The organism is Pseudoduganella buxea, from assembly GCF_009720835.1.
GTDB classification, from domain to species: Bacteria; Pseudomonadota; Gammaproteobacteria; order Burkholderiales; family Burkholderiaceae_D; genus Rugamonas; species Rugamonas buxea.
Window position 1 is genome coordinate 21,943 of the sequence record NZ_WNKZ01000010.1, and the last position, 16,501, is coordinate 38,443.

General features: G+C 66.2%; 14 protein-coding genes. 7 read left to right on the forward strand and 7 right to left on the reverse strand.

Translation table 11 applies throughout. The annotated features are described in order from the left end of the window. Positions 1 to 111: 111 nt before the first annotated feature. Both GM672_RS05830 and GM672_RS05835 read left to right on the forward strand, forming a co-directional pair. On the forward strand, positions 112 to 888 hold the full coding sequence (locus GM672_RS05830; RefSeq protein WP_170299943.1) for an SDR family oxidoreductase: 777 nt from the start codon (positions 112 to 114) through the stop codon (positions 886 to 888). Between the two features lie 320 nt (positions 889 to 1,208). Continuing rightward, entirely contained in the window at positions 1,209 to 2,810 is a 1,602-nt protein-coding gene (locus tag GM672_RS05835) for a sensor domain-containing diguanylate cyclase (RefSeq protein ID WP_155469588.1), read from the forward strand. Between the two features lie 7 nt (positions 2,811 to 2,817). Here the strand turns inward: GM672_RS05835 and GM672_RS05840 are convergent, their stop codons facing one another. After that, the gene (locus tag GM672_RS05840; protein ID WP_155469647.1) at positions 2,818 to 3,378 is read right to left on the reverse strand and encodes a PAS and helix-turn-helix domain-containing protein; all 561 of its coding nucleotides are present in this window, start codon (positions 3,376 to 3,378) and stop codon (positions 2,818 to 2,820) included. 200 nt (positions 3,379 to 3,578) lie between these two features. Here GM672_RS05840 and GM672_RS05845 point away from each other — a divergent pair, with 200 nt between their 5' ends. Then, positions 3,579 to 4,277, forward strand: a complete 699-nt coding sequence (locus GM672_RS05845; RefSeq protein ID WP_155469589.1) for a CoA transferase subunit A — start codon at positions 3,579 to 3,581, stop codon at positions 4,275 to 4,277. Between the two features lie 10 nt (positions 4,278 to 4,287). Next, positions 4,288 to 4,938 (forward strand): CoA transferase subunit B, encoded by a 651-nt coding sequence (locus GM672_RS05850; protein WP_155469590.1) that lies wholly within the window; start codon positions 4,288 to 4,290, stop codon positions 4,936 to 4,938. 78 nt (positions 4,939 to 5,016) lie between these two features. Here GM672_RS05850 and GM672_RS05855 read toward each other — a convergent pair whose 3' ends face one another. The 6 genes from GM672_RS05855 to GM672_RS05880 all read right to left on the reverse strand — a co-directional run bounded on the left by GM672_RS05855 (position 5,017) and on the right by GM672_RS05880 (position 12,747). Continuing rightward, entirely contained in the window at positions 5,017 to 6,339 is a 1,323-nt protein-coding gene (locus GM672_RS05855; RefSeq protein WP_194484544.1) for a dicarboxylate/amino acid:cation symporter, read from the reverse strand. A 154-nt stretch (positions 6,340 to 6,493) separates the two neighbouring features. Then, the gene (locus GM672_RS05860) at positions 6,494 to 7,288 is read right to left on the reverse strand and encodes a phosphate/phosphite/phosphonate ABC transporter substrate-binding protein (RefSeq protein ID WP_155469592.1); all 795 of its coding nucleotides are present in this window, start codon (positions 7,286 to 7,288) and stop codon (positions 6,494 to 6,496) included. Next, positions 7,285 to 8,271 (reverse strand): fatty acid desaturase, encoded by a 987-nt coding sequence (locus tag GM672_RS05865; protein WP_155469593.1) that lies wholly within the window; start codon positions 8,269 to 8,271, stop codon positions 7,285 to 7,287. Before GM672_RS05865 ends, GM672_RS05860 begins: the two co-directional genes overlap by 4 nt. 9 nt (positions 8,272 to 8,280) lie before the next feature. Next, positions 8,281 to 10,557, reverse strand: coding sequence for a TonB-dependent receptor (locus GM672_RS05870; RefSeq protein ID WP_170299944.1), 2,277 nt, complete (start codon positions 10,555 to 10,557; stop codon positions 8,281 to 8,283). Positions 10,558 to 10,725: 168 nt separating this feature from the next. Further along, entirely contained in the window at positions 10,726 to 11,820 is a 1,095-nt protein-coding gene (locus tag GM672_RS05875) for a calcium:cation antiporter (RefSeq protein ID WP_155469595.1), read from the reverse strand. Between the two features lie 96 nt (positions 11,821 to 11,916). After that, positions 11,917 to 12,747 carry a 3-hydroxybutyrate dehydrogenase gene (locus GM672_RS05880; RefSeq protein ID WP_155469596.1) on the reverse strand — a complete coding sequence of 277 codons (831 nt, stop codon included), beginning with the start codon at positions 12,745 to 12,747 and terminating at the stop codon, positions 11,917 to 11,919. Between the two features lie 131 nt (positions 12,748 to 12,878). On the opposite strand from GM672_RS05880, the gene GM672_RS05885 reads away from it, so the two are divergent. From GM672_RS05885 to GM672_RS05895, 3 genes are all read left to right on the forward strand, one after another. After that, a complete protein-coding gene (locus GM672_RS05885) occupies positions 12,879 to 13,772 on the forward strand; it encodes an alpha/beta fold hydrolase (protein WP_155469597.1) in 894 nt (297 codons plus the stop codon). An 18-nt stretch (positions 13,773 to 13,790) separates the two neighbouring features. Next, a complete protein-coding gene (locus tag GM672_RS05890) occupies positions 13,791 to 14,141 on the forward strand; it encodes a RidA family protein (protein ID WP_155469648.1) in 351 nt (116 codons plus the stop codon). 112 nt (positions 14,142 to 14,253) lie between these two features. Further along, positions 14,254 to 16,494 (forward strand): RelA/SpoT family protein, encoded by a 2,241-nt coding sequence (locus GM672_RS05895; protein ID WP_155469598.1) that lies wholly within the window; start codon positions 14,254 to 14,256, stop codon positions 16,492 to 16,494. Positions 16,495 to 16,501 lie beyond the last annotated feature (7 nt).

A 16,501-nucleotide genomic window follows, 5' to 3' on the forward strand; every position in this document is an offset into this window, starting at 1 on the left:
CATACCGGGGTATTGCGGGGCGTTTGTGGCGCAGCTGGGCGCGTTTTCTCATGGCAAAGACCGCCGCCATGAATACATCAGCGCTTCCCTAATGACAACAAGGAGCAGCCAGTGGGCATCGAAGTCAATTTTGAAGGCAAGATCGCGCTGGTGACCGGCGCCTCCAGCGGCCTGGGTGCCCGCTTCGCCAAGGTGCTGGCCAGCGCCGGCGCCCAGGTGGTGCTGGCCTCGCGCCGCACCGAGCGCCTGAAGGAACTGCGCGCCGAAATCGAAGCCGATGGCGGTGCCGCCCATGTCGTGACGCTGGACGTGACGGATTACGCCAGCATCAAGTCCGCCATTGCCCATGCGGAAACGGAAGCAGGGCCCATCGACATCCTCGTCAATAACTCCGGTGTCTCGACGACGCAACGCCTCGTCGACGTCACGCCGGAAGACTACAGCTTCGTCATGGACACCAACCTGCGCGGCGCCTTCTTCGTTGCCCAGGAAGCGGCCAAGCGGATGATCGCGCGGGCCAAGGGCGACCCGAAGAAACAGCACCGCATCATCAATATCGCCTCCGTGGCCGGCCTGCGCGTGTTGCCGCAGATCGGCGTCTACTGCATGAGCAAGGCCGGCGTCGTCCACATGACGAAGGCCATGGCAGTGGAGTGGGGCAAATACGGCATCAACACGAACGCCATCTGCCCCGGCTATATCTCCACCGAAATCAACGAAGACTATTTCGCCAGCGAACAGGGCCGGCGCCTGATCGAAATGCTGCCGCGCAAGCGCCCCGGCAAGCCGGAGGACCTGGACGGCCTGCTGTTGCTGCTGGCCGGCGAAGATGCCCACTTCATCAACGGCGCCGTCATCTCCGCCGACGACGGCATGATGGCCCAATAAGTTGCCCGAAAAATGGGGACAGACCCCATTTTTCGGGCAATGTTTCCCTTGCCCCTGCCGGGAAACAGCCGGTGACAGTTGTATCGCCGCCGCACCGGCGCCGCGCCCAAGGCGTGCGCGGCGCAGATTGACGAGCAGCCAATTCGGCCCATGCTAGAATTTGCGTAGGGAAACTGATGTTGCCGTTTCCCTGGGTCATGGCCCCGTCCCCGCCCTGATTCACGCCACCACGGCGAATCCGCACGTGCCTCCCTCCGGGACTGCGCGCCGCCATCAGCCTCGCCGCCGGGGCCGTCCGACCGTTACCCCATGTTTCTGCCATGCGCTTCGTTCCGTCCACATTGAAAGCACGCATCGCGATCCTCGTCAGTATCCTGGCACTGGCATCGGCCCTGCTCGCTTCGCTGGCCGCCCTGCAGCCGATGCGCCATCAGATGCGCACGCTGGTGGGCAACCAGCAGGTGGCCCTGCTGGCCAGTACCGGCGCCGCACTGGACCAGGAAATCGGCGCCAAGCAGGTGCTGTTGCGCTCGATCGCCGAGAATATCGCCCGCGAAGCGCGCACCGGTCCGGCCGGTCTACAACTGCTGCTGGAGCAGCACCCCATCCTGCGCGACGAGTTCGACAATGTACTGGCCTTCGACGTCACGGGCCGGACCGTCGCCAACCTGGCCAACCGGCGCGGCATCGGCGAGCAGGTGGCGCGGAACAATACCGCGTTCCAGGAAACCCTGGCGATGCGCGAGGGGGCCGTGTCGCCACCGTACCGCAACCCGCTGACGGGCAAGCCGGCCATCATGCTGACCGAAGCCGTGACCGGCGCCGACGGCAGCGTGGCGCTGGTGCTGGGCGGGGGACTGAGCCTCGTCAACGCCCACTTCATGGGCCATTTCCTGTCGGCCCGGCCGGGACCTTCGGCTTACTTCTACCTGATCGACCAGCACGGCACGATCATCTACCATCCCCAGTCGGCGCGCATCCTGCACAACGTCTGGCGCGAGCAGGGCGGTGTCACCGAGGTGACGCGGCGCGCGCTGGGCGGTTTCGAAGGCTGGACGGAAGGGGTGACGAAGGAGGGCCAGCGGGCCCTGATCGCCGCCACCCACCTGCGCCGCACGGGCTGGACCTTGACCCTGGTCTACCCCGTGGAGGAGGCGTTCGCGCCGCTGCGCGAGGGCGAACGGGCAGCCTGGCTGTCGACGGCGGCCATCACCTTGCTGGCCGCCGCGCTGGGCCTGGCATTGATCGCGCTGTTCCTGGCGCCGCTCAAGCTGTTGCATCAGCGGGTCGAGATGCTGGTGGCGGGCACGGCCGACATTGCCGTGCTCGATTCGGCCCGCGCCGACGAGATCGGGGGGCTGAGCCGGGCCTTCTTCGCGCTGTCGCGGCAACGCCAGCAGGCCGAACAGCGCCTGGCACTGCTCAGCCGCACCGACACCTTGACGGGGCTGAACAACCGGCGCGCCTTCGAGGCGGAACTGCCGGCCGCCATTGCACGGGCCCGCCGCCAGGGCACGGGCCTGGCGCTGGCCTTCCTGGATGTGGACTACTTCAAGCAGATCAACGATACCCACGGCCACGCCGTGGGCGACCGGGTGCTGTGCGAATTCGCGCGTCGCTTGCGCGTGACGGTGCGGCAGGTCGATACCGTGGCCAGGCTGGCCGGCGACGAATTCGTCATCATCTTCGAATCCGTCGAGACCGAGGCCGCCGTCGCCCCCATCATGGACAAGCTGCTGGCCGCGATCAGGGTGCCGTTCGACTGCGGTGCGCAGTGCCTGACGGTGACGGCGACGGTGGGCGTGGCCTGCGCGGCCGGTGCGATCGGGCCCGACACGCTGCTGCGGGTGGCCGATGAAGCGCTGTACGCGGCCAAGGCCGCCGGGCGCGACCGGTGGACGCTGCGGCAGGCGGCCCCTTAGGCCGGGTTCAGCGCGTCACGCCCATCAGTTTATGCACCAGTTCGCTCGACGTGGCGGCGCCGAACTTGCGCATCAGCTTGGCGCGGTGCATTTCCACCGTACGGGGTGACAGGTCCGTTTCGCGGGCGATCATCTTGCTGGTCTTGCCTTCGACGAGGAAGGCGGCGATTTCCCGTTCGCGCGGCGTCAGCTCGGCCGATACGGGGCGCTTTTCGCTGACATCCTCGAACGTCCACACGCCGGCGCCCAGCGGGTCGCGCGGGTCGAGGGCGCGGCCCGTCACGTGGCACCAGAACAGTTCGCCATTGGCGCGGCGCATGATGCGCTCGTCCGAATAGCGGCCCCGCGTGTTCATGATGGGAATGATGCGGTCGCCCGTGCGCAGGAATTCATCGACCGTGGGGTACAGTCGCTGGAACGATTCGCCGTCCAGCGCGCCGTGCGGATAGCCGAACATGATCGTCAGCGCATCGTTGCTGGACTGGATCACCCGGTTGACGGAGATGCACATGCCCACCGGTGCGAACTTGAAGATGGTTTCGTAGTCGATCTCGTAGGGTGCATTCATCAGGGCGTCTTCCGTCATCTCCATTATTGAAACCCTGTATTACAGGTATTTCTACGGTATTGTACTTTCCAGTTGCGTAATCTATTCTGGTACGCCATCTGCAGGACAGAGCAGGACTGCGCGCATCGACCGGCCCATCGCGGCTGCCGGCAGATTCGTGCATGCCCGAGGGAGCTTATCAAAAAATAGAGGGGTCACCAATGAACAAAATCTATCCCGATGCAAATGCGGCGCTGGCGGGCGTCGTGCAGGACGGGCAAACGGTCGCCGTCGGCGGCTTCGGCCTGTGCGGCATTCCCGAAGCGCTGATCGAGGCGCTGCGCGATTCCGGCGTCAAGGGGCTGACGGCCATCTCGAACAATGCCGGCGTCGACGGTTTCGGCCTGGGCCAGCTGTTGGAAACCCGGCAGATCAAGAAGATGGTCGCCTCCTACGTGGGCGAGAACAAGGAGTTCGCGCGCCAGTACCTGGCCGGCGAACTGGAACTGGAATTCACGCCGCAAGGCACCCTGGCCGAGAAACTGCGCGCCGGCGGCGCCGGCATTCCCGCCTTCTTCACGAAGACGGGCGTGGGCACCATCGTTGCCGAAGGCAAGGAAATCCGCGAATTCGACGGCGAGCAATATGTGATGGAACGCAGCCTCGTGGCCGACGTTTCCCTCGTCAAGGCCTGGAAGGCGGACAAGGCGGGCAACCTGGTGTACCGCAAGACGGCGCGCAACTTCAACCCGAACGTGGCGGCCGCAGGCAAGATCACCATCGTCGAAGTGGAACAGCTGGTCGAAGTGGGCGAGATCGATCCGGACGAAGTCCACACCCCCGGCATCTTCGTGCACCGCATCGTACTGAACGCCCATCCTGAAAAACGCATCGAACAGCGCACCGTGCGTTCGAACTGAGGAGAACAACATGGCATGGACTCGTGATCAAATGGCCGGGCGCGCGGCCAAGGAGCTGCAGGACGGCTTCTACGTCAACCTGGGCATCGGCTTGCCGACCCTGGTGGCGAACTACGTTCCGAACGATATCGAAGTGTTCCTGCAGTCGGAAAACGGCCTGCTGGGCATCGGCCCCTTCCCGACAGAGGATGAAGTCGACGCCGACCTGATCAACGCCGGCAAGCAGACCGTGACGGCGCTGCCCGGCTCTTCCTACTTCAGCTCGGCCGATTCCTTCGGCATGATCCGTGGCGGCAAGATCAACCTGGCCATCCTGGGCGCCATGCAGGTGTCCGAGAAGGGCGACCTGGCCAACTGGATGATTCCAGGCAAAATGGTCAAGGGCATGGGCGGCGCGATGGACCTGGTGGCCGGCGTCAAGAAGGTCGTCGTGCTGATGGAGCACGTCGCCACGGCCAAGGACGGCAGCACGTCGCACAAGATCCTGAAGCAGTGCGACCTGCCGCTGACGGGTGTCGGCGTCGTCGACGTGATCATCACGGACCTGGGCGTCATCGAAGTCACGCCTGCCGGCCTGAAGGTGACGGAACTGGCGCCGGGCGTGACGAAGGAACAGCTTGCCGCCGCCACGGGCGTAACCCTGGATTTCTCGGCCGTCTGAGGGTCCTCAGCCTGGCCTGGACGTAAAAAAGGGCACCGACCGCGAGGTCGGTGCCCTTTTTACCTTGCAGCGGGCAGCTTAGGCCTGCTTGGCGATGCCCATCGGCGCGCCGTGGGCCACTTCTTCCAGCGGCTCGTGCGGTGCGGACGGGTTAGCCAGTTCGCGCTGCATGGTTGCCATGTCCAGCTCGCCTTCCCACTTCGACACGACGAGGGCGGCGACGCCGTTGCCGACGAAGTTGGTCAGGGCGCGGCATTCGCTCATGAAGCGGTCGATGCCCAGGATCAGGGCCATGCCGGCCACGGGAATCGTCGGCACCACGGCCAGGGTGGCGGCCAGCGTGATGAAGCCGGCGCCGGTGATGCCGGAGGCGCCCTTGGACGTCAGCATCGCCACGCCCAGGATGGTCAGTTCCTGCATCAGGGTCAGTTCCGTATTGGTTGCCTGGGCAACGAACAGGGCGGCCATCGTCATGTAGATATTGGTGCCGTCCAGGTTGAACGAGTAACCGGTCGGCACCACCAGGCCGACCACCGGCTTGGAGGCGCCCAGGCGCTGCAGCTTCGTCATCAGCGAAGGCAGGGCGCTTTCCGATGAGCTCGTACCCAGCACGATCAGCAGCTCTTCCTTGATGTAGGCGATGAAGCGGAAGATCGAGAAGCCGGTGAAGCGGGCAATGGCACCGAGCACGATGAAGACGAACAGCGCGCAAGTCAGGTAGAACGAACCCATCAGCTTGGCCAGCGGCAGCAGCGAATCGATGCCGTATTTACCGATGGTGAAGGCCATCGCGCCGAAGGCGCCGATCGGGGCCACCTTCATGATGATATTGACCATGCCGAAGATGGCGCTGCCGGCCTCGTCGATCAGCTTGGCGACAGGGCGGCCTTTTTCACCCAAGAGCGACAGCGAGAAGCCGAACAGGATGGAGATCAGCAGCACTTGCAGGATGTCGCCCTTGGCGAAGGCATCGACGACGGTGTTCGGGATAATGTTCATCACGAAGTCCAGCGTCGACTGGTGCGACGCCTTTTCCGTGTACTGGGCAATCGCCTTCGTGTCCAGGGTTGCCGGATCGGCATTGAAGCCGGCGCCCGGCTTGATGATATTGGCGACGAACAGGCCGATCACAAGCGCGAAGGTGGAGACCACTTCGAAGTACAGCAGGGCCTTGCCGCCGACCCGGCCGATCTTCTTGACGTCCTGCATGCCGGCGATGCCGGTGACGACGGTACAGAAGATCACGGGTGCGATGATCATCTTGATCAGCTTGATAAAGCCATCGCCCAGCGGTTTCATCGCCACGGCGTCCTTCGGCAGGAAGATGCCCAGCAGCACGCCAACGGCAATGGCGAACAGCACCTGCACGTAAAGAATCTTGTAAAACGGTTTTTTCATCATGGTCTCCCCGGAATTCGAATACTGCACTGGGAGCCATCATGCCGAACCATCTCAGATATCACCATTGTGATTATCCGCATTGTGGTTAGCCCTATCAGGGCTTTCCACAATGGGGGAAATACGTAGCGGGCGCAAGCGGCCGCCCCTTGCCGGATCATGCCAGTGCGGCATACCCCCACTGCCGCGCCAGCGCTTCCAACTGTCCGATCCGCCCATACGCGGCCGCATCGCAGTGGCGGAACGCGGCGATGCGCAGCGGCCGCATCGTGGCAAGCAGGGCAGGGCCGGGCGCCAGCAGGGCGCCGCGCAGGCGTGTGACCCACGCCTCGGGCACGTTGCCACCGGCGATCAAGGGCAGGCCCGGTGCGGCGGCCGAATACTGCAGCACCGCCAGGCCGGCCACGGCGGCCGGGTCTTCCTGGCGCAGGTAAGCGAAGGTGACGCAGTCGATGGCGGCAATGTCGGCGGCGCCTTCGCGCACCATGTGCACGCTGGCGGCGTGGCTGCCGGACCATTTGACGTCGCCGAAGAAGCGCCCGTCCCGCGCCAAGGGCGCCACGGCATGGCGCAGCAGGTTCATGCCGCTGTTCGAATGACGATCGTTGACGGCCGCGACGAGGCCGCGCGCTTGATCCAGTGTGGCGATGCCGCGGTCGGCCCGGACAATCATGGCGCTGGCGTAGTCGCTGCCGGTGCAGCCGGGCAGCTCATGGCAGGGCGTCGCCAGCAGCGCGACCTTGCCGTGCAGCGTGGCGATATACGGGTAGCCGCAGGTCTGGCTGACCAGCATGTCGGGCCGGGTCCAGAAGTCGGGCAGGGCGACGTCGCGCGCGATGGCGACGTCGTCGGCCACGCCGGCCTGCGCCAGCCATGCCGCCAGCAGCTTCTCGTACGCCCGGCCCAGGCGGCTCGACACGTTATACATCGGCAGGGCCGCCTGCCAGCTCATGCCCGCTCTCCCGTTGCCAGGTGCGGATGCACGGGGGCGTCGATGGCGGAAAAGCCGTGGCGGCGCACCAGGGTGCCGTAGCCGGGCAGGTGGAAGCCGCCGCTGCGCTGCCGGTAGTCGGCGCGGCGCGCCGCATACACGCGGGGCAGCAGGTACCACGGCAGCGACGGCAGGTCATGGTGCACCAGGTGCAGGTTATTGTTCAGGAACAGCAGTCGCAGCACGGGGCAGGATTCGTTCAGCACGATGCGCTCCTTATGCTGCGCCGCCGGGCGGTGCTCGTAGTAGGACCGGATCATCGTCAGCGACTGGGCAGGGTAGGCGATCGCCAGCAGGAAGTACCAGGGCGTGACGCCGAAGGCCATGTCGACGGTCCCCAGAAGCGCGCCCAGCATCGCGAAGTGTCCCAGCCACATCGGCGTGTCGCGCCAGTTGCCCCGCAGCGGCTGGCGCACCACCTCCAGCCACGTGCCGCCGATGCTCAGGGCCGGGCCCACCAGCATGCGGCCCCAGAAGGTCTTGTTGAACCAGTACAGGGCGCGCAGCGGACGGTTCATGCCTTCCCACGCCTGCGGCGTCACGTAGAAGCTTTCCGTGTCCAGCGCGGGCAGGGTCAGGTGGAAGTCGTTGTGGTGGCGCAGGTGGCTTTCCCGGTACAGGCGCCACGGATACCACACCGCCAGCGGCAGGTAGCCGAACAGCCGGTTCAGCCACGGCGTGCTGGTCGGATGGCCGTGGATCAGCTCATGCTGGAGCGACATGTACCAGGCGCACCACCAGATCATCAGCACGGTGGCGGCGACGATGCCCAGCCGCTCCCAGTGGGCCAGCGTGGTCCACCAGCCGCCGTGGATGACGGCGATCAGCAGCCACGTCGGCCATTCGCCCCGCCACAGGGCGCGGCCCCGCTCGGCCGCCACGTGCCGCCGCTGTTGGCCGTCCAGGTATTCCGAACGTTGCGCGGACAGCAGCGGGTCGGCCATGGCGTGTCCTTAGAAGCGCGCCGTGACGCGCAGGCCCACGGTGCGCGGACGCACCAGGTAGACAAGGTTGCCCGGCTGGATGGCGATGCCGTTCGGCGTCACGTCGCTGACCTTGGCGCCGTTCGTCAGGTTGGTGCCGAACAGGCCCACCTCATAGCCGCGCGTGCGGTACGTGATGTTGGCGTTGACCGTGTTCGACGACGGGATGCGCGCGTAACTGCCCTGCGAAGCGGCGAAGTTCGTGAAGGCTTCGCCCCGGTAGGCATAGCTGGCCGACACGCCCACTTCGTCCGCGCCCGCCAGCGGAATGCTGTAGCTGGCGTTGGCGCTGGCCGCCACACGCGGGGCGTAGGGCACACGGCTGCCGGCCGGGATGTTCTGCGCGGCGATGCCGGTGACGACGGTGTCGGTGGCGCTGGCGTGGTTGTACGAGGCATTCAGGCCGACCGAGGCGCGGCGCGTCAGCTTGAAGGCCGTCTCCAGTTCGACGCCCTTGCTGCGGATCTTGCCGGCGTTCTGCGTGAAGTAGTAGGTGCAGGGCAGGCGGTTGAACACCTGCACGTCGCGCCAGTCGATCAGGTAGGCGTTGGCATTGACGGTCAGGCGCCGGCCCAGCAGCGAATTCTTCGATCCCGCCTCGAAGTTCCACAGGCTGTCCGGCGCGAACGTGGCCGGCGCCTGCACGCCGCAGAAGTTGAATGGCACGGGCTGGTTGTTGCCGCCGTAGCGGAAGCCCTTGCCGGCCGACGCGTACAAGGTGTGGTCCGGGTCGATTCGCCAGGCGGCGGCGAAGCGGGGATTGGCGCCGCGCGAGGTGGCGCTGCTGGTGCTGACCTCCGGCTGGCCCACGGGCACGGCCGGCGTGGCCGTCACGAGGTTGCCGAACAGGCCCGTAAACTTCAGGTCGAAGTCCTGCGTGCCACGGAACAGGCGCAGGCCGGCCGTCAGGTCGAGCTGGTTCCACAGGGTATAGGTGGCCTCGGCGAACAGGGCCAGCTGGCGCGACTTCGTGTTCTGCGTGCCGGAAAAATAGTTATCGGGGCCGAAGGCCTGGTCGTGCACCTGCGAGTCGTAGCCGGGGAAGTTGCGGGTGGCGGCGTAGCGTGCGTCGAAGCCCGCTGTCGGCTGGTCCTGGCGCGTGTCGCGGCGGCCCTGCTCGTAGAAGGCGCCGGCCGTCCATTTCAGCTCGCCCCCATCCTTCGAGTGCAGCCGCACTTCCTGCGCGAAGTCCGTGATGGCGTTGCCGATGCGGTAGGCGGACGCCATCAACGGCGGCTGGCCGCCGAAGATGAAGGCCGTGGCGGGATACTGGGCCGACGTCTGGTAGAAGGTATCGCGGTGCAGGTAGGACGTCGACGACACCAGTTGGGCGCGGTCCAGGTCCTGGTTCACGGTCACGTTATACAGCTGCAGCTTGTCGTTGCTGGCCTGCGGCAGCAGGGCGAACGTCGTAAAGGGGGCCAGGTCGGCATAGGCGTCGTTGACGCCGCCCTTGATGTTCGAGGCCGTGATGCTGGCGTCGATCAACAGGCGCGGGTTGGCGCGCAGGCGCGCGGCGATGCGGCCCTGGTTGGTCGACACGGCGTTGGTCGTGGCGCCGTTGAAGGCGTTCCTGATATAGCCGGAGTCCTTGCCCGTGTACGCCGTCAGCCGCAGGGCCAGCACGTCGTCCTTGACGGGCAGGTTGACCATGCCGCGCAGGTTGTGGTTGCCGCCGCCGAAGCCGCCGGTGCGCGAGCCCACCGCCTCGACGGAGCCGAACAGGTCGTTGAACTCGGGCTTGCGCGTGATCTGGCGCACCGTGCCGGCCATCGCGCCGGCGCCGAACAGGGTGCCCTGCGGGCCTTGCAGTACTTCGATGCGTTCCAGGTCCAGCACCTTCAGGTCCGGATTGGCGGACTTCAAGGTGACGGGCATCTCGTCGATGTACACGGCCACCAGCGACGCATCCTGCACTTCGGACGGCACGATGCCGCGCACCACCAGGCCGCGCATCGTGATGTTGTTCACGCCCGCGCCCTGCTGCTGCACCGTCATGGCCGGCACCAGGTCGGCGATGTCGTTCAGATTGCCCAGGCCGTATCGGGACAGGTTTTCCGGCTTGATGACGGTGATTGCGGCGGGGACGTCCTGCACGTCGACGGCACCGGTGCGGGTGGCGGTCACTTCGACCCGCTCGATGATGTCGGCGGCGGCCGGCGCGGCCGGGGCAGGGGCGGCGACGGCGAACGGTGCGGCGGCGGAAAGCAGGGCGATGGCGTGGTGGCCGATTCTACGCTGGTACATCGATGATCCTTGTGTGGTGCGCTCTTGCGAGCGGCGGTGGCGGAAAAACGGCCGCGCCCCGCCGCCGGACGAACGGGTCATCCAGGGCAAAGTATAGGCAGGCGGGAAGCGGCCGGGAACGAACTTAATTGCGATTGCTTATGCGGATTGCGTTGCGCAGGGTGCCGTTTACGGCACTACCGTAATAAAGATATAAACAGCAAAGATCACCAGGTGCACGGTGCCTTGCATGATCGTCGTGCGCCCGTTCCCCAGCGACAGGGTGGCGACGACGATGGACAGCAGCAGCAGCACGGTGGACTTGACGTCGATCCCGAGCGACAAGGTCCAGCCGTTTACCAGCGAGACGATGGCGACGGCGGGGATGGTCAGGCCGATGCTGGCCAGGGCCGAACCCAGCGCAAGGTTCAGGCTCGTCTGCAAGCGGTTGGCGCGCGCGGCCTGCCAGGCGGCGATCCCTTCGGGCAGCAGCACGACGGCGGCGATGATGATCCCCACCAGCGCCTTCGGTGCGCCCAGTGCCGCCACGGCCGCTTCCAGCGGCGGCGACAGCGATTTTGCCAGCAGCACGACGCTGCCCAGGCAGGCCAGCAGCAGCGCGCCGCTCCACCACACGGTGCGCGTGGGTGGCGGCGCGGCATGCGCTTCCTGGTCCTCCACGCCCGCATCGGGCAGGAAGTAGTCGCGGTGGCGCACCGTCTGCACCAGTACGAACGTGCCGTACAGAACGAACGAGACGACGGCGATGAAGACCAGCTGGCTGTTGCTGTAGACGGGGCCCGGGGTGGTGGTCGTGTAGTTCGGCAGCACCATCGTCAGTACGGCAATGGCCGACAGGGTGGCCAGCGAAGCGGAGACGCCCGTTTGCGTGAAGGTCTGTTCGCCGTGGCGGCGCGCACCGGCCAGGAGGCAGATGCCGACCATGCCGTTCAGGATCAGCATGACGGCGGCGAACACGGTGTCGCGCGCCAGGCCCGTGGTAGCTGCGCCGCCGGCGATCATCAGCGACACGATCAGGGCCACTTCGATGGACGTGACGGCCACTGCCAGCACCAGGGTGCCGTAAGGCTCGCCGATCTTGTGCGCCACCACCTCGGCGTGGAAAACGGCGGCCAGCACGCCGGCGAACAGGCCCGCGGCCAGCAGCAGCACATAGGTGCCGCCCAGTGCTTCCTGCAGGCCGAAGGCTTTGCCGGCCAGGAGCAGCCAGGCGGCGATGGGCGCGGCGATGGTCCACGCGGGCAGGGAGGCGGCGATTTTCATGGCGACGGGGCGAGTTGGCAAAGCGCCATCGTAACCGTTATCGCTCCGATAATGCAGCCCGGCTGGATTTGCCGGGCCGCTTCGGCTCCAGCGGCCTTACTGCGCCACCCAGCCGCCATCGACATTCCAGGCCGCGCCGCGCACTTCCTTTGCGGCGTCGCTGCACAGGAACACGGCCAGTCCACCCAGCTGCTCGGGCGTGACGAAGTCGCCCGACGGCTGCTTGTCCGCCAGCAGCGCGTGCTTGGCTTCCTCGTTGGTCAGGCCCTCCTTGGCGGCGCGGTCGTCGACCTGCTTCTGCACCAGGGGCGTGAGCACGAAGCCGGGGCAGATGGCGTTGACGGTCACGCCGGTGCGGGCCGTCTCCAGCGCCGTCACCTTGGTCAGGCCCACCAGGCCGTGCTTGGCCGCGACATAGGCCGACTTGCCGGCGGACCCCACCAACCCATGGGCGGAAGCGAGATTGATGATGCGACCCCAATTCTTCGCCTTCATCGCCGGCAGCGCCAGGCGCGACGTGTGGAAGGCGGATGTCAGGTTGATGGCGATGATGGCGTCCCATTTCTCGACGGGGAACTCGTCGACGTTGGCCACGTACTGGATGCCGGCGTTGTTGACGAGGATATCGACGCCGCCGAACTGCCCGGTGGCGAACGCCATCATCGCTTCGATCTCGGCCGGTTTGCTCATGTCGGCGTTGTGGTGCACGGTGCGGACGCCGAACTCCCTGGCCGTATCGTCCTGCAGCGCCGCGATGGCCTGTGCATCGCCGAAGCCGTTGAAGACGATGTCGGCGCCCTGCGCCGCCAGCGCGCGGGCGATGCCCAGGCCGATGCCCGACGTGGAGCCCGTCACCAGGGCCGTCCTGCCGGCCAGCGCGCCTTTGCCGGCGCTGCCTCCGACGCTGTCTGCAGATGTGCTGCTCATGGTTGTCCTTTGCGAGTTGAAATGATCGAGGTGGTCATGCCGGGTGCGCTGCGCTACACTTCCCGAGGATTTTATCTGCAACGCACGGTAGAATGTAGCCCAAAAACCAATACTCAGCAGAGGAGCAGGCCATGAGCGAGCCAGCGATCGAACCGGTAATCAAGTCAGTGCAGTGCATTTCGCCGGCGGGCCTGCACCGGATGGCCTACAAGGAATGGGGCGATCCGGCCAACCCGGACGTGCTGGTGTGCGTGCACGGCGTCACGCGCGTGTCCGACGATTTCGACCGCCTGGCCCCGGCGCTGGCGGACCGCTACCGCGTGGTCTGCCCGGACGTGGTGGGCCGCGGGCGCTCCGGCCGGCTGAAGAATCCGACGCTGTATGGCGTGCCCCAGTACGTGGCCGACATGGTCACCTTGCTGGCGCGTGTGCTGGCCGATGGCGAGCGCCAGCAGGTGCACTGGTTCGGCACATCGATGGGTGGCCTGATCGGCATGGGCCTGGCGGCGCTGCCGGACAGCCCGATCGACAGGCTGGTGCTGAACGATATCGGCCCCGTGCTCGATGCGCGCGCCTTGAACCGCATCGGCGACTACATCGGCCAGGACCTGCGCTTCCCCACGTACGAGGCGGGCGCGAAGTTCGTGCGCGACGTGTCGCTGCCCTTCGGCCCGCACAGCGACGAACAGTGGGACAAGATGGCGCGCGACGTGCTGCGCCAGGATGCCGACGGCCAGTGGGTGCGCCACTACGACATGGGCCTGGCGCTGCCGTTTCGCGCCGCCACGCCCGAATCGGTGGCCTCCGACGGCAAGATGCTGTGGGCCGCCTACGATGCGATCCGTTGCCCGACCCTGGTGGTGCGCGGCGAGCAGTCCGACCTGCTGTCGCGCGCGACGGCCGAAGCCATGACGCAGCGGGGACCGCGCGCACGGCTGGTCGAGATCCCCGGCGTCGGCCATGCGCCGATGTTCCTGCAGGACGAGCAGATCGCGATCGCCCGAGAATTTTTGTTGAACCAGTAGAGAAAGAAGATAGAGATGATGGAAATTAAACGACTGCACGTTGGCAAGCGGATGTCCGAAGTGGCGATCCATAACAGCACCGTCTACCTGGCCGGCCAGATCGCCGACGACACCAGCGCCGACATCGGCGGCCAGACCCGCGAAGTGCTGGCCCATGTCGACCGCCTGCTGGCCGAAGCGGGCAGCGACAAGAGCTGCATCCTGTCGACCCAGATCTTCCTGGCCGACATGGCGCTGTTCGCCGGCATGAACGAAGTGTGGGATGCCTGGGTCGCCCAGGGCCACACGCCGCCGCGCGCGACCGTCGAAGCCAAGCTGGCCAACCCGGCTTGCCTGGTCGAGATCGTCGTCGTCGCCGCCCAGCGCTGACTGCATGCCGGCACGTCCCGCCGCCGGTGGCGGGGCAGGTGCCGGCCGCTTTTACGGCAGTATTTTGCTGCAACAGACAGATTCGCCGGCTTGAAGGGTTGAAGGTTTCACTATGGTTTCCATCGCGGCTTTGAATAGCGCAACGTCCGAGCAGCTGGTCCAGGGGCTGTCGCCGGAAGACGGCGCCCGCGTGCTGGCGGCGTTCGATTTCGCTGCCGTCGCCTATGCCGGCCGCACCGCCACCAGCGGGCAGGGTGCCTTCGATTTCGCCGTCGGCGTGGCCACCACGCTGGCGCTGCTGCGCACCGACGCCGCCACCCGCATCGCCGGCCTGATGTTCGAACTGTGCCTGCTCGACCCGGCCCAGGCCATCGCCATCGAACCGAAGTTCGGCAAGGAAGTGGCCGACCTGGTGACCGGCGTGCACCAGCTGATCCGCCTGCGTGAACTGACGCAGGGGTCCGTCAGCGCGCGCGGCAAGAACGCGCCCCAACTGGCGCTGGCGCAGATGGAAACGCTGCGCAAGATGCTGCTGGCCATGGCCAGCGACATGCGCGTCGTGCTGGTGCGCCTGGCTTCATGCTGCAGCACCCTGCGCTACTTCGCTGACATCAAGCTGTTCAACGAGATGACGCGCGCCTATGGCCGCGAAACGCTGGACCTGTACGCGCCGCTGGCGAACCGCCTGGGCATCTGGCAGATCAAGTGGGAGCTGGAAGACCTGTCGTTCCGCTTCATCGAGCCTGAGAACTACAAACGCATCGCCAAGATGCTGGAAGAAAAGCGCATGATGCGCGAAAGCTTCGTCACGCAGTCGATCCAGCGGCTGCAGGACGAGCTGGCCAACGCCGGCATCACGGCCGAAGTGTTCGGCCGGCCCAAGCATATCTACAGCATCTGGAACAAGATGCGCGGCAAGGAGCTCGACTTCAACGAACTGTATGACGTGCGCGCCTTCCGCGTCATCGTCGCCGACGTCAAGAGCTGCTACACGGTGCTGGGCCTGGTGCACAATATCTGGACGCCGATTCCGAAGGAATTCGACGACTACATCTCGCGCCCGAAGCCGAACGGCTACCAGTCGCTGCATACGGTGGTGATGGCCGACGACGGCCGCCCGCTGGAAGTGCAGATCCGCACGCACGAGATGCACAGCTTCGCCGAATACGGCGTGGCGGCCCACTGGCGCTACAAGGAGGAGGGCGGTTCGAACTTCCAGGGCCAGCAGTACGACGAGAAGATCGCGTGGCTGCGCCAGCTGCTGGCGTGGAAGTCCGACGTGGCCGATGCCGTCGTCGGCCAGGAGGAGCTGCAGCGCGAATGGGTCGAAAAGCTCAAGTCGGCCGCGCTGGACGACCGCATCTTCGTGCTCACGCCGCAGGCGCGCGTGCTGGAGCTGCCGGTGGGCGCGACGCCCATCGACTTTGCCTACCACCTGCACAGCGACGTCGGCCACCGCTGCCGCGGCGCGCGCGTGGACGGCATCATGGTACCCCTGAATACGCCGCTCAAGAGCGGCCAGACCTGCGAGATCATCACGGCCAAGGGCGCACCCGGCACGGCCGGCCCTTCGCGCGACTGGCTCAGCCCCGGCTATGCCGTCAGCAACCGCACCCGCGCCAAGGTGCGGGCGTGGTTCCACGCCATTGACGTGCAGGAGACCTTGTCGCACGGCCGCGCGCTGGTGGAAAAATCGCTGCAGCGCGAAGGCAAGACGGCCGTCAACCTGGAAGCGCTGGCGCAGAAGCTGGGCTTCCCGAAGGTGGACGACCTGTTCCTGGCCGTGGGCAAGGAGGAATTCAGCCTGCGTCACGTCGAGCAGGCGCTGCACGATTCCAGCGAGGCGCCGCCGCCGGAAGACGCCGTGGTGGTGGGCAAGAGCCGCGCGTCGTCGACGGAGCAGGGCGCCAAGTCGGGCGTGCTGGTAGTCGGCACGGAAGGCTTGATGACGCAGCTGGCACGCTGCTGCAAGCCGGCCCCGCCGGACCCCATCGTCGGCTTCGTCACGCGCGGCAAGGGTGTGTCGATCCATCGCCTGAGCTGCAAGAACTTCGCCGAGATGCGCGCCAAGGCGCCCGAGCGCGTCATCGTCACGGAATGGGGCAATACCCGCAGCGACACGGTGTATCCCGTCGACCTGTTCGTGCTGGCCGGCGACCGCCAGGGCCTGCTGCGCGACATCTCCGAGATCTTCTCGCGCGAAAAGATCAATGTGATCGGCGTGAACACGCAAAGCGCCAAGGGCCAGGCGCGCATGACCTTCACGGCCGAAATCGGCGCCACCGCGCAGCTCCAGAAGGCGCTGGCGGCCATTTCCGAGGTCACTGGCGTACTCGAAGCGCGGCGCGCCTGAAGATAGT